This is a genomic window from Streptosporangium sp. NPDC006013 (genome assembly GCF_040614275.1).
In the GTDB taxonomy this organism is placed as follows: domain Bacteria; phylum Actinomycetota; class Actinomycetes; order Streptosporangiales; family Streptosporangiaceae; genus Streptosporangium.
In genome coordinates this window covers 1-12,343 of the sequence record NZ_JBEXUE010000062.1, presented here as the reverse complement: position 1 = coordinate 12,343, position 12,343 = coordinate 1, and the positions used below count along the sequence as shown (strand labels likewise).

The 12,343-nt window shown below is 73.1% G+C and carries 13 protein-coding genes, 1 pseudogene and 1 riboswitch; of the genes and pseudogenes, 10 read left to right on the top strand and 4 right to left on the bottom strand.

Going from position 1 to position 12,343, the window contains the following annotated elements:
- Positions 1-71: 71 nt before the first annotated feature.
- The 7 genes from ABZ260_RS12665 (at position 72) to ABZ260_RS12635 (ending at position 2,652) form a co-directional block, all read left to right on the top strand.
- Entirely contained in the window at positions 72-194 is a 123-nt protein-coding gene (locus tag ABZ260_RS12665) for a hypothetical protein (protein ID WP_355616188.1), read from the top strand.
- Positions 195-247: 53 nt separating this feature from the next.
- Positions 248-454 (top strand): DUF4158 domain-containing protein, encoded by a 207-nt coding sequence (locus ABZ260_RS12660; protein ID WP_355616186.1) that lies wholly within the window; start codon positions 248-250, stop codon positions 452-454.
- Positions 455-527: 73 nt separating this feature from the next.
- A complete protein-coding gene (locus tag ABZ260_RS12655; protein ID WP_355616184.1) occupies positions 528-1,127 on the top strand; it encodes a TetR/AcrR family transcriptional regulator in 600 nt (199 codons plus the stop codon).
- A 13-nt stretch (positions 1,128-1,140) separates the two neighbouring features.
- Positions 1,141-1,311, top strand: coding sequence for a hypothetical protein (locus ABZ260_RS12650; protein WP_355616182.1), 171 nt, complete (start codon positions 1,141-1,143; stop codon positions 1,309-1,311).
- Positions 1,308-1,622, top strand: a complete 315-nt coding sequence (locus tag ABZ260_RS12645) for an MMPL family transporter (RefSeq protein ID WP_355616180.1) — start codon at positions 1,308-1,310, stop codon at positions 1,620-1,622. Before ABZ260_RS12650 ends, ABZ260_RS12645 begins: the two co-directional genes overlap by 4 nt.
- Positions 1,622-1,765: an MMPL family transporter gene (locus ABZ260_RS12640; protein ID WP_355616178.1), complete on the top strand. Its 144-nt coding sequence runs from the start codon at positions 1,622-1,624 to the stop codon at positions 1,763-1,765. Before ABZ260_RS12645 ends, ABZ260_RS12640 begins: the two co-directional genes overlap by 1 nt.
- Positions 1,766-1,779: 14 nt before the next feature.
- Entirely contained in the window at positions 1,780-2,652 is an 873-nt protein-coding gene (locus tag ABZ260_RS12635; protein ID WP_355616176.1) for a 2-dehydropantoate 2-reductase N-terminal domain-containing protein, read from the top strand.
- Positions 2,653-2,970: 318 nt separating this feature from the next.
- Here the strand turns inward: ABZ260_RS12635 and cobN are convergent, their stop codons facing one another.
- Positions 2,971-6,627, bottom strand: a complete 3,657-nt coding sequence (gene cobN / locus ABZ260_RS12630; protein ID WP_355616174.1) for a cobaltochelatase subunit CobN — start codon at positions 6,625-6,627, stop codon at positions 2,971-2,973.
- A gap of 31 nt (positions 6,628-6,658) precedes the next feature.
- A riboswitch (cobalamin riboswitch) is annotated at positions 6,659-6,863 on the bottom strand.
- Positions 6,864-6,878: 15 nt separating this feature from the next.
- On the opposite strand from cobN, the gene ABZ260_RS12625 reads away from it, so the two are divergent.
- The 3 genes from ABZ260_RS12625 (at position 6,879) to ABZ260_RS12615 (ending at position 10,541) form a co-directional block, all read left to right on the top strand.
- On the top strand, positions 6,879-8,297 hold the full coding sequence (locus tag ABZ260_RS12625; protein ID WP_355616172.1) for a precorrin-3B synthase: 1,419 nt from the start codon (positions 6,879-6,881) through the stop codon (positions 8,295-8,297).
- Complete coding sequence (locus tag ABZ260_RS12620) at positions 8,294-8,920, top strand: precorrin-8X methylmutase (RefSeq protein WP_355616170.1); 627 nt, start codon at positions 8,294-8,296, stop codon at positions 8,918-8,920. Before ABZ260_RS12625 ends, ABZ260_RS12620 begins: the two co-directional genes overlap by 4 nt.
- Before the next feature lie 97 nt (positions 8,921-9,017).
- The gene (locus ABZ260_RS12615; protein ID WP_355616215.1) at positions 9,018-10,541 is read left to right on the top strand and encodes a precorrin-2 C(20)-methyltransferase; all 1,524 of its coding nucleotides are present in this window, start codon (positions 9,018-9,020) and stop codon (positions 10,539-10,541) included.
- Here ABZ260_RS12615 and ABZ260_RS12610 read toward each other — a convergent pair.
- From ABZ260_RS12610 to ABZ260_RS12600, 3 genes and pseudogenes are all read right to left on the bottom strand, one after another.
- Positions 10,529-11,269, bottom strand: coding sequence for a cobalt-precorrin-6A reductase (locus tag ABZ260_RS12610; protein ID WP_355616168.1), 741 nt, complete (start codon positions 11,267-11,269; stop codon positions 10,529-10,531). The genes ABZ260_RS12615 and ABZ260_RS12610 overlap by 13 nt on opposite strands.
- Positions 11,270-11,283: 14 nt before the next feature.
- Complete coding sequence (gene cobM, locus ABZ260_RS12605) at positions 11,284-12,033, bottom strand: precorrin-4 C(11)-methyltransferase (RefSeq protein ID WP_355616166.1); 750 nt, start codon at positions 12,031-12,033, stop codon at positions 11,284-11,286.
- Positions 12,030-12,343 (bottom strand): annotated as a pseudogene (locus tag ABZ260_RS12600) (cobalamin biosynthesis bifunctional protein CbiET); the annotation flags it as partial. The gene cobM and the pseudogene ABZ260_RS12600, both read right to left, overlap by 4 nt.

The following is a 12,343-nucleotide window of genomic DNA, read 5'->3' as shown; positions in this document are numbered from 1 at the left end:
GATTCGTAGGGTTTGCGGCGGCCAGCGGGAGGGGGCCGCGGCTTGCGAGAGAGCCGGATGCCGTGGTGCGTGTGCTGGATGAGGACGAGCTGGTCGGGAACTGGACGCTGGTCGGGGATGAACTGGCGCTTTTGTCGAATCGGCGGGCGCCGACGAAGCTGGCGTTCGCGTTGATGCTGCCTTCTATGCGCTGAATGGCCGGTTCCCCAAGGGCCGGCACGAGCTTCCCGACCAGGCCGTCAGGTATGTGGCACGACTGGTTGAGGTCTCGGAGGCGGATCTGGCGTTGTACGAGTGGGACGGCCGGACGAGCAAGGAGCATCGGAGCGAGATCCGCCGGTACTTCGGGTTCCGGGAGTGCACGCTGGCCGACTCGGACAAGGCGGCCTCGTGGCCGGCCGCCCACGTGTGCGACAAGGAGCGCCAGGCCGAGCGGGTGCGGGTACACCGCTGAGCGACTTCTGGCATGCGCCTGAGGTACGGTCACTCCGCTTGACCTGTACGAAACTGTATCGTACCGTTACGGGATGCAGCAGGACTCCCCACCCCGTTCCCGCATGTCGCCCGAGCGTCTCGCCGAGTTGTTCGAGGCCGTACGTGCGTTGCTGTTGGAAGCCGGCTACGAACGGTTCACCTTTGATGCGGTGGCGGCCCGTGCTCGAACGAGCAAGGCGACGCTGTACAGGCATTGGGGGGGCAGCAAGGCCGACCTGGTCATGGCCGCCCTCACATATCAAGGTCCGGCCCTGCCTGACTACGCTGCGGCGACCTCGCTCGACGAGGTATTCGCGCAGATGGCTCGCGACGGCGCGTCGGCCAGCGACCTGCGCCTGGGATTCATGCTGCTGCACGCGGCAGCGACCGACCCTGACCTGGGCACCGCGCTGCGCAGGGAGATCATCGCGCCGATCGTGGACGCGCTGGCCGCCGGTTTCGAGGCTGCCGCCGACCGTGGCGAGGTCGTGCGCGACTCGCCACTGTTCCGGCGGCTGGCCCACCTGATCCTCGCCGACCTCGCCTTCTCCCCCCTGATCGGCGGCCGGGAGGAGAACGCGGCGTCTCGGCAAGAGCTGTTCCGGACGATCGTCCGGCCGGCGCTCACCTTCACCGATCACAGCAACGACTAGGGGTTCGCACAGCATGGCAACGTACCTATACCGCCTGGCTCAAGGCTCGTTTCGGCAATCGAGCAAAGCCGCCATCGAGTCGACGTTGGACGCGCTGAAGAAACTGCCCGGCGTCACCTCGGTCACTGACCCGTACCAGACGAACCAGGTGGCCCCGAACGGGTCGCTCGCCCTGGCAACGTGAGCTACAAGGCCCTGCCGAGTGAGATCACCCCGGCCCAGCAGGACGCGCTGACGGCGGCTCCGGCGCCCGCCCGCGACGCGGGGATGACGGTCGTCATCGGCGGTACCGCGATTGCCGCCACGAATGCCTTCTCGTCGACCGAGGTCATCGGCGTGCTGGTCGGCGCGGTAGTGCTGGCCAGCACCTTCGGTTCGCTCGCCGCAGCAGGCCTGCCCCTGCTCACCGCGATCATCGGCGTGGGCGTCGGGCTGGCCGCCCTGTTGTCAGCCACTGGGTCGAGCTCAGCGCGACCTCCCCGGTCCTGGCCTTGATGCTCGGCCTGGCCGTCGGCATCGACTACGCGTTGTTCATCGTCTCCCGCTATCGCCAGGACCAGCCCTCTCCCGGCGGCGCGGGAGCCGCGCGCGCTATGCAGACGTTCAAATCAAACGAACGTATGAGTGAAGCAATATGAGAAAGAGGGTTGTCATGAAACTTCTTGTGTACGGCGCCGGGGTTGTCGGCAGCCTGTTCGCCGCCCGCCTGCACGAGGCCGGGCACGACGTCTCGCTCCTCGCACGGGGCGAGCGCCTGGCCTCTCTGCGGCGGCATGGCGTGCAGCTCGCCGAGGCGGACGGCCCGGCTGTCAGGCGGGTACCGGTGCCGGTGGTCGAGCACCCGGCCGGCGGGTATGACCTGATCGCCGTCTTCGTCCGCACCCATCAAGTCGACGCGGTGCTGGAGTCACTCGCCGGTGTCGAAGGCGACGTGCTGTTCATGCTCAACTGGGCGGCCGGTGCGCAGCCGCTGGGCGCGGTGATAGGCCACGAGCGGGTGCTGCTCGGCTTCCCCACGGCCGCCGGCACGATGGACGGCGACGTGGTGCGCTACCGCGCGACCAACTTCATGACCCGCCGGGTCGCGATGCCGTTCGGCGAACCCGACGGCCGTACCACCCCGCGACTGGAATGGATCGTGGAGGCGTTCCGCGCCGCCGGGATCAACGCCAAGGCCGAGCCGCGGATGGATGCCTGGCTCAAGACGCACGCCGCGTTCGCGGTGCCACTCGGGCAGGCGGTGCTGGCGGCGGGCGGCCCGGTGGCGCTGGCCGACGATTCGGACGCGGTCCGCGGCATGCTCCGCCTCATGCGGCAGAACCTGGCCGCCATGCCGACGCCGCCGGTTCCTCGCGGGTTCGCCGCGTTGCGGACTCTGCCGGAAGGGCTGCTCGTGGCCGTGCTGCGGCGCTTCCTGCGGAGCCCGACGGCCGCACACAGCGGACTCAGCAACGCCTCGCCCGCGGAGGCGGCCGAACTCGAGCGGCTGGCCGAACAGATGCGTGCCTATGCGAGGGTCCGGTAGGCGACAGGCGACAGGCGACAGGCGACAGGCGGCTGCGCCTGCTCGGCCGGCCGCGCGGACTCTCACGGTCACTCACCCGAACCGCCGGGAGCATCCGGACCTGCATCCGAAGCGTTATCCGCAGGCCCGGAATCCTCGACCACGGGACGGGCCGGCGCGGGCACACCGTAATGATGGACGCTCATCGTCCCGCCCTGGATGGCGTTCACCGTCCCCCCGTCCCAGGTGGTGTTTACCTGCGGCCGCGCCTCGCCCGTGGGGTCCGATGGCTCCAAGCCCGGCGGCATCGGTCGAACCGCACTCACTCCGGGGGGCGGGTCAGCGGTCCTCCAGGTCGCCCTCGATGGTGAGGTACGCCTCCCGCAGGGCCGTCATGATCTCGGGGTCGGGGTGCTCCCACATCTTCCGGTCGGCCGCCTCAAGGAGCCGTTCGGCGATGCCGTGCAGCGCCCACGGGTTCGACGCGGCCATGAACGCCCGGTTCTCCGGGTCCAGGACGTAGGTGGCGGCCAGCCTGTCGTACATCCAGTCGGCCAGCACACCCGTCGTGGCGTCGTAGCCGAACAGGTAGTCCACGGTGGCGGCCAGCTCGAACGCGCCCTTGTACCCGTGCCTGCGCATCGCCGCCAGCCAGTTGGGGTTGACCACCCGGGCGCGGAAGATCCGCGCGGTCTCCTCGTGCAGGGTCCTGGTCCGCACCGCGTCCGGACGGGTGCTGTCGCCCACGTACGCGGCGGGCGCCCGGCCGGTGAGCGCCCGCACGGTGGCGATCATCCCGCCGTGGTACTGGAAGTAGTCGTCGGAGTCGGCGATGTCGTGCTCGCGGGTGTCGACGTTCTTCGCGGCCACCGCGATCCGCCGGTAGGCGCTCTCCATGTCCTGCCGCGCCGGTGTTCCGTCGAGGTCGCGGCCGTAGGCGAAGCCGCCCCAGACCGCGTACACCTCGGCCAGGTCGGCGTCGTCGCGCCAGTTCCCGCTCTCCATCAGCGGCAGCAGGCCCGCGCCGTAGGCGCCCGGACGGGAGCCGAAGATCCGCAGGGTGGCCCGCCGCTCGTCGCCGTGCGCGGCCAGGTCGGCGTCGGCGTGCGCCCGCACGTAGTTCTCCCCGGCGGTCTCCGCGAGGCCCGCGACCAGCCGTACGGCGTCGTCCAGCATGGTGACGACGTGCGGGAAGGCGTCCCTGAAGAACCCGCTGATCCGGACGGTCACGTCGATTCTGGGCCGGCCGAGTTCGGCGAGCGGGATCGGTTCGAGGCCGCTGACCCGCCGGGACGCCTCGTCCCAGACCGGCCGCACGCCGAGCAGCGCGAGCACCTCCGCCACGTCGTCGCCCGCCGTGCGCATGGCACTGGTGCCCCAGACCGACAGCCCGACGGAGCGCGGCCACTCACCGGTGTCGGAGCGGTACCGCTCCAGCAGGGAGTCGGCCATGGCCTGCCCGGTCTCCCACGCCAGCCTGCTGGGCACCGCCCGGGGATCGACGGAGTAGAAGTTCCGCCCGGTCGGCAGCACGTTGATCAGCCCGCGCAGCGGCGACCCGCTCGGTCCGGCGGGGACGTAACCGCCGTCGAGCGCGTGCAGCACCGCGCCGATCTCGTCCGTGGTCCTGGCGAGCCGGGGTACGATCTCCCCGGCCGCGAACCCGAGCACCTTCTCCACGGCGGCCAGGACTCCGGAGTCGCGGTCACTTTCGCCGGTGAGGACGGACGCGGTGACGGGGGAGACGGCGAACGGGTCCCAGCCGTGCTCCTCCATGCCCTCGACGAGGGCGCGGGCCAGCGACTCGGCCTCGTCCACGTTCACCCTCGCGGCGCCGCCGTCCTCGGCCAGGCCGAGGGCCTCACGCAGGCCGGGGAGTGCCTCCTGGCCGGCCCAGATCTGGCGGGCGCGGAGCATGGCCAGCACGAGGTCGACGCGGGCCTTCCCCTCGGGGGCGCTGCCGAGCACGTGCAGGCCGTCGCGGATCTGGACGTCCTTGACCTCGCAGAGCCATCCGTCGACGTGCAGCAGGAAGTCGTCGAACCCGCTGTCCTGCGGCCGGTCGTCGACGCCCAGGTCGTGGTCGAGCCTGGCGGCCTGGATCAGCGTCCAGATCTGCGCCCGGATGGCGGGCAGCTTGGCCGGGTCCATGGCCGCGATCGAGGCGTGCTCGTCCAGCAGTTGCTCCAGCCGGGCGATGTCGCCGTAGGTCTCCGCGCGGGCCATCGGCGGCACCAGATGATCGACCAGTACGGCGTGCGCCCGCCGCTTGGCCTGCGTGCCCTCACCGGGGTCGTTCACCAGGAACGGGTAGACCAGCGGCAGGTCGCCGAGCGCCGCGTCGGGGCCGCAGGAGGCCGACATCCCCGCCGACTTGCCGGGCAGCCACTCCAGGTTGCCGTGCTTGCCGACGTGCACGATCGCGTGCGCGCCGAAGTCGTCGGCCAGCCACCGGTAGGCGGCCAGATAGTGGTGGCTCGGCGGCAGGTCGGGGTCGTGGTAGATGGCGACCGGGTTCTCCCCGAAGCCGCGCGGCGGCTGGACCATCACCACGAGGTTGCCCGCGCGCAGCGCGGCCAGCACGATCTCGCCGTCGGGATCGCGGCTCCGGTCGACGAACAACTCGCCCGGCGGCGGCCCCCAGTGCGCCTCGATGCCGTGCCGCAGGTCCTCGGGCAGCGTCTCGAACCACGCCCGGTAGCGCGCGGCCGGGATCCGCACCGGGTTCGCGGCCAGTTGCTCCTCGGTGAGCCAGTTCCGGTCCTGGCCGCCCGCCGCGATCAGCGCGTGGATCAGCGCGTCGCCGTCCCGCTCCGCCACGCCGGGGAAACCGTCTCCGAGGTCGTACCCGGCCTCCGTCATGGCCGTGAGCAGCCTGACCACGCTGGCGGGGGTGTCCAGGCCGACCGCGTTGCCGATCCTGGAGTGCTTGGTCGGGTACGCCGACAGCATCACCGCGATCCGCCGTTCCGGTGCCCGGACGTGCCGGAGCAGGCCGTGCCGTACCGCGATGCCGGCCACCCGCGAGGCCCGCTCGGGATCGGCCACGTACACGGTCAGGCCCTCGTCGTCGACCTCCTTGAAGGAGAACGGCACGGTGATGATCCGCCCGTCGAACTCGGGGATCGCCACCTGGGAGGCCGCGTCGAGCGGGGACAGGCCGTCGTCGTTCTCCCGCCAGGCGTCCCTTCCCGTGGTCAGGCAGAGGCCCTGCAGGATCGGCACGTCCAGCTCGGCGAGCGCGCCGACGTCCCACGCGGAGTCGTCCCCGCCCGCCGAGGCGGTCGCCGGGCGGGTGCCCCCGGCGGCGAGCACGGTGACCACCAGGGCGTCCGCGGCCCGGAGCGTGTCGAACAGGTCGGGCTCGGCGCTGCGCAGGGAACCGCAGTAGACGGGCAGGGCCTGGCCGCCCGCCTCCTCGATGGCCAGGCAGAGCGTCTCGACGAAGGCGGTGTTGCCCGCGACGTGGTGCGCGCGGTAGTAGAGCACGCCGATGACGGGGCCCTCGGTGCGTCGCGCGACACGTTCGAGGGGGCCCCAGCTCGGGGTGGGCGCGGGCGGTGCGAAGCCGTACCCGGTGAGCAGCACCGTGTCGGAGAGGAAGGCGTGCAGCTGGGCCAGGTTCGCCGGACCGCCGTGCGCGAGGTAGGCGTGCGCCTCGGCGCAGACCCCGCCGGGCACCGTGGACAGCTCCATCAGCTCGGCGTCGGGGGCCTGCTCACCACCGAGGATCACGACGGGCCGCCGGTCGGCGAGCAGCGCGTCCAGCCCGTCCTGCCATGCCCTGCGTCCGCCGAGCAGTCGCACGACCACGAGGTCCGTGCCCTCGGTCAGCGCGGGCAGGTCCTCGGCGGACAGCCTCGCCGGGTTGCCGAGCCGGTAGTTCGCGCCGCTCGTCCGCGCGCTGAGCAGGTCGGTGTCGGAGGTCGACAGCAGCAGGACGGCAGGCGGCGCGGGTGGCACGGCCGATCGCGGGGTGGGCGGCACGGAACGCATGCAGAAGTCCTCCCTCGGGGTCCTCGCCCCGGGTCGTCGTCATCGCGACGGCAGGAGTCTCCTGGCTCCCGGATCAACGCTCACCCCGGCCTTCCCGTCCGTTGCCGGACCGTGGCCTTCGGTGGGGTTCGCTCCCCGGTTACAGTGGCGGGACCGCGCCGGTTTCACACCGGCTTCCTCCCTGCGCCGTCGCCTAGGTCACACTATGCCAGGCGGACATCCGTAAAGAAATGGGAGCTACCATCCACTGCGTGTCAATAACCGACCCTCCCGGAAGAACCCGGGCCGACGCGTGTCCCGGAGCGCTCCAGGTGCACGCCGCGGCCGATGGCGGCCTGGCGCGGATCCGGGTTCCCGGCGGGGCGCTCACGGCGCGTCAGCTCCGCGTGGTCGCCGCCGCCGCCCGGGAGCTCGGATCCGGCGTGATCGAGCTGACCTCCCGGGCGAACCTCCAGGTACGCGGCCTCCCGCCGCAGGACGGCGAGCCCCTTCCCACCGTGCATCCGGCACGCGACGACACGCGCGTTCCGGACGACGGCCGGCGGCTTTCCCCGGCATCCGACTTCGCCGTGCGGCTGGCCGCCGCCGGGCTGCTACCGTCGGCCACGCATGAGCGGGTACGCAACATCGTGGCCTCACCCCTGGCCGGGCGGGCACCCGCGAGCCTGCTCGACATCCGTCCGCTCGTGTCCGAGCTGGACGGGGAACTCCGCGCCCGGCCCGTGCTCGCCGACCTGCCCGGCCGGTTCCTCTTCGCGCTCGACGACGGCTCGGGCGACATGGTGGCTCTTGGCGCGGACGTCACGCTGCTGCCGGTCGATCCGGTGGACGCCTCGGCGGACGTCTCCGAGGTGGCGCTGCTGCTCGCCGGTGCCGACCTGGGGCTGCGTGCACCCGTCTCCTCCGCCGTCACCGGCATGCTCGCGGTCGCCGAGGCGTTCCTGGCCGAGCGCGCCGAGCAGGGGTCGGGCGCGTGGCGGCTCACCGAGCTGACCGACGGCCCAGTACGGGTCTCGGCCCGCGGGCTCGGGGCGGAGCCGGCTCTCCGGCTGTCCGCCCCCGCCGTACGACGGGCGCGAACGGTGGACAGCGGCACAATCGGGGTCGCCGCGCAGCGTGACGGCAGGTCGGCCCTCACCGTTCTCGCCGCGCTCGGACGGCTCACGGCGGCCCAGCTGGAGGCGCTCGCCCAGGCGGCCGAGCACGGCGGGGGAGAGGTCCGGGTGACGCCGTGGCGGACGATCGTCGTCCCCGACCTGCCGCCGCCGGAGGCCGACGGCCTGCGGGCGGCGCTCACGGACGCGGGCCTGGTCGGCGACCCGGCGTCGCCGTGGCTGGGCCTGACCGCCTGCGCCGGCCGGCCCGGATGCGCCAAGGCCCTCGCCGACGTCCACGCCGACATCCATGCGGGTGTGCGCGCGAACGGCGGCACCGGTTCCGAGTCCGGTGCGGACGGTCCTGACGACGTCCACCCCTCGCGGGGCCGCACCCGTGCGCTCCCCGTGCACTGGTCGGGCTGCGAGCGGCGGTGCGGACGCCCGCGCGGCCGGGTCGTGGACGTGGTCGCGACCGGAGACGGATATCGCGTCGAGGCGGACGGCGTGAGCCGTACGTTCGCCGACGCCGAGCAGACGAGCGCCGCGGTGGCGGCGACCAGAGAGGGAAAGTGATCGACTACATCAGGGACGGGGCGGAGATCTACCGCCGCTCCTTCGCCACCATCCGCGCGGAGACGGACCTCGGTGGCATGCCGCCGGGCATCGCCCAGGTCGCGGTCCGCATGGTGCACGCCTGCGGCATGGTCGACCTCGTCGACGACCTCGCGTGGTCGCCGGGAGTCGTCACGGCGGCGCGCGAGGCGCTGCGCGACGGCGCGCCCGTGCTGTGCGACGCCATGATGGTCGCCTCCGGCGTCACCAGGCGACGGCTTCCGAAGGCGAACGAGGTGATCTGCACACTCGGCGACCCACGGGTCCCGGAGCTGGCGCTGCGGCTGGGCACCACCCGCAGCGCCGCGGCGCTGGAACTGTGGCGCGACCGGCTCGACGGCGCGGTGGTCGCGATCGGCAACGCGCCGACCGCGCTGTTCCGCCTGCTCGAACTGGTCGAGGAGGGTGCCGGACGTCCGGCCGCGGTGCTGGGCGTGCCGGTCGGCTTCATCGGGGCCGCGGAGTCGAAGCTGGCCCTGGCCGAGCACCCGGCCGGACTCGACCACCTGGTGGTGCACGGACGCAGGGGCGGCAGCGCGATGGCGGCGGCCGCCGTCAACGCGATCGCGAGCGAGGAGGAGTGAGCGGGTTGAGCGGGGATCTCGGGTGCCTGTACGGGGTTGGGCTCGTGATGGCGGCGGCTGTCGTCAACGTGATCGCGAGCGAGGAGGGGTGAGCGGGTTGAGCGGGGATCTCGGGTGCCTGTACGGGGTTGGACTGGGGCCGGGAGACCCGGAGCTGGTGACGGTTAAGGCGGCCAGGCTGCTCGGCGCGGCCGACGTGATCGCCTACCACAGCGCCCGGCACGGGCGGAGCATCGCCAGGTCGGTGGCCCTGCCCTACCTGCGGGGAGACCAGGTCGAGGAGGCGCTGGTCTATCCGGTGACCACCGAGACCACCGACCACCCCGGCGGATACCAGGGCGCGCTCGACGACTTCTACGCCGACTGCGCCGTGCGGCTGGCCGCGCACCTGGACGCCGGGCGCGACGTGGTGGTGCTCTGCGAGGGCGACCCGCTCTTCTACGGCTCCTACATGCACATGCACAAGCGGCTCGCGCACCGGTACCCGACCGAGGTGGTGCCGGGGGTGACCTCGGTCAGCGGGGCCGCCGCGGTGCTCGGCCGCCCGCTGGTCGAGCGGGACGAGACGCTGACCGTGCTGCCCGGCACGCTCCCGGCGGACGTGCTGGCCGAGCGGCTGGCCGCCGCCGACTCGGCCGCGGTGCTGAAACTCGGCAGGACCTTCGAGAAGGTCCGCGCCGCCTTCGCCGAGGCCGGTCGCCTCGACGACGCCTGGTACGTCGAGCGGGCCACCACCGGTAAACAGCGCATCGAGCCGCTGGCGGACGTCGACCCCGAGTCGGTCCCCTACTTCTCCCTCGCGCTGCTGCCCAGCCCGCTCACGCCGTTCTCCGCGAGGGCCGTGGCCGACCGCGAGGAGCAGGCCGGAGACGAGCGGCGCGGCGAGGTCGTCGTGGTGGGGCTCGGCCCCGCAGGGCGGCCGTGGCTGACCCCCGAGGTGCAGGACGCCCTCGCCCGGGCCGACGAACTGATCGGCTACGGCCCCTACCTCGACCGGGTGCCGCCCAACCCGCGCCAGCGCCGCCACCCCACGGACAACCGGGTCGAGGCCGAGCGCGCCGCGCACGCGCTGGAGCTGGCCGCCGCCGGATCACGGGTGGTCGTGGTCTCCTCGGGCGATCCGGGGGTGTTCGCCATGGCAAGCGCGGTGCTCGAGGTCGCGTCCGAGCCGAGGTTCGCCGACGTCGAGGTACGCGTGCTGCCCGGCCTGACCGCCGCACAGGCGGTGGCCAGTCGCGCCGGGGCTCCGCTGGGCCACGACTTCTGCGTGCTGTCGCTGTCCGACCTGCTCAAGCCGTGGGAGGTCGTCGCGGACCGGATCACCGCCGCGGCGCGGGCCGACCTGGTGCTGGCGATCTACAATCCGGCTTCGCGGAGCCGGACCTGGCAGGTGGCCGCCATGCGCGACCTGCTGCTCGAACACCGATCCCCGCACACGCCCGTCGTCATCGGGCGGGATGTCGGCGGCCCGGCGGAGAGCGTGCGCGTCGTGGAGCTGGCCGACCTCGACCCCGCCGAGATCGACATGCGCTGCCTGCTGATCGTGGGCTCGTCCACCACCCGGCTCACCGAACGCGGCGGACGGCCCGTCGTCTACACCCCGCGCCGCTATCCGGCCTGAGCCTCCACCCAGGCCGCGGCGGCCTCGGCGGTGTCCGCCAGCTGGACACCGCCGGGGAGCGGCGGCCGCCGTACGATGACCACCGGAATCCCCAGCTCCCGCGCGGCGGCCAGCTTGGCGGTGGTCATCTCGCCGCCGCTGTCCTTGGTCACCAGCACCTCGACGCGGTGCTCGCGCATCAGCTCCAGCTCTCCGCGCAGGGTGTACGGCCCCCGGGAGAGCACGACCACCGTCCGGCCGGGCAGCGGCGGGGTGGGCGGATCGACGGACCTGGCCAGAAACCACAGGTCAAGGCCGGTGAACGCGGCCAGGCTGCGGCGGCCGGTGGTGAGGAAGACCCGCCTCCCCAGCTCGGGCAGCAGGCGGGCGGCGGCCTCAAGCGTGGGCACCCAGCGCCAGTCGTCGTCCGGACCCTGGCGCCAGCCGGGACGGCGCAGCACCAGCAGCGGCACCCCGGTGCCGGCGGAGGCCGCGACGGCCGAGGCGGTCATCTGCCGGGCGAACGGGTGGGTGGCGTCGACGACCAGGTCGATCGCGTGCTCCCGCAGCCAGTCGGCGAGCCCCTCGGGGCCGCCGAATCCACCCTCGCGCACCTCGCCGACCGGGAGCCTGGGGTTGGCGACCCGTCCCGCCAGCGAGGACACCACGTGCAGATCCGCCCGCCCGTCCAGCCGGGCGGCCAGCGCCCTGGCCTCCGCGGTCCCTCCCAGGATCAGCAGGCGTCTCATCTCCCTCCCGCCGGTCAATCCCGGCACCTGTCCGCCGAGTAGAGGTGGCTGTCGGGGAACGCCGAGGCCGTCAGCACCCGCCCGACCACGATCACCGCCGTCCGCAGCACCCCGGCGGCCCTGACCCGCTCGGCGATGTCGGCCAGGGTGCCCCGCAGGATCACCTCGTCGTCCCTGCTCGCCCGGGCCACCACCGCGACCGGGCAGTCGGCGCCGTAGGCGGGGAGCAGTTCCGTGACGACCGCCTCGATCCGCTGCACGGCCAGGTGCAGCACCATGGTCGCCCGGCTCGCGCCGAGCGTGGCCAGGTCCTCGCCCTCCGGCATCGGCGTGGCACGCGCGGACGTACGGGTGAGGATGATGGACTGCCCGACTCCCGGCACGGTGAGCTCCCGCTTCAGCGAGGCCGCCGCGGCCGCGAAGGCCGGGACGCCCGGCACCACGTCGTACGGGATGCCGAGCGCGTCCAGCCGCCGCATCTGCTCGGCCATCGCGCTGAAGACGGAGGGGTCGCCCGAGTGCAGCCGGGCGACGTCCAGCCCGGCCGCGTGCGCGCCGGCCATCTCGGCGACGATCTCATCGAGGGTGAGCCCGGCGGTGTCCACCAGCCGTGCCCCGGGCGGGCAGTCGTCCAGCAGCTCGCGCGGCACCAGCGACCCGGCGTACAGGCACACCGGGGACGAGGCGATCACCCGCAGGCCGCGCACCGTGACGAGATCGGCGGCTCCGGGGCCCGCTCCGACGAAACACACCCTGGCCGTCAAGACTCCTCCTCCTTGACCGATGACCAGACGGTCACCGGCATCATCGTCCGCCAGCCGGTGAAGCCGCCGACCGGGGCGGCGCGGCCGACCGCGAGGCGCACCAGGTCTCCGCCGTGCCTGCCGTACCAGTCGGCCACGACCGCCTCGGACTCCAGGGTCACCGCGTTGACCACCAGCCTGCCGCCCGGCCTGAGCGCCGCCCAGCAGGTGCTCAGCAGGCCGGGAACCGTCGCGCCGCCGCCGACGAAGACGGCGTCGGGCACGGCCAGCCCGGCGAGCGCGCCGGGAGCCGCGCCGACGACGACCTCCA

Bases quoted from the DNA above. Each gene is read 5' to 3' on its own strand.
- ABZ260_RS12655 (WP_355616184.1), top strand. From the start codon at position 528: ATGCAGCAGGACTCCCCACCCCGTTCCCGCATGTCGCCCGAGCGTCTC.
- ABZ260_RS12650 (WP_355616182.1), top strand. From the start codon at position 1,141: ATGGCAACGTACCTATACCGCCTGGCTCAAGGCTCGTTTCGGCAATCG.
- ABZ260_RS12640 (WP_355616178.1), top strand. From the start codon at position 1,622: ATGCTCGGCCTGGCCGTCGGCATCGACTACGCGTTGTTCATCGTCTCC.
- ABZ260_RS12635 (WP_355616176.1), top strand. From the start codon at position 1,780: ATGAAACTTCTTGTGTACGGCGCCGGGGTTGTCGGCAGCCTGTTCGCC.
- cobN (WP_355616174.1), bottom strand. From the start codon at position 6,627: ATGCGTTCCGTGCCGCCCACCCCGCGATCGGCCGTGCCACCCGCGCCG.
- ABZ260_RS12610 (WP_355616168.1), bottom strand. From the start codon at position 11,269: ATGAGACGCCTGCTGATCCTGGGAGGGACCGCGGAGGCCAGGGCGCTG.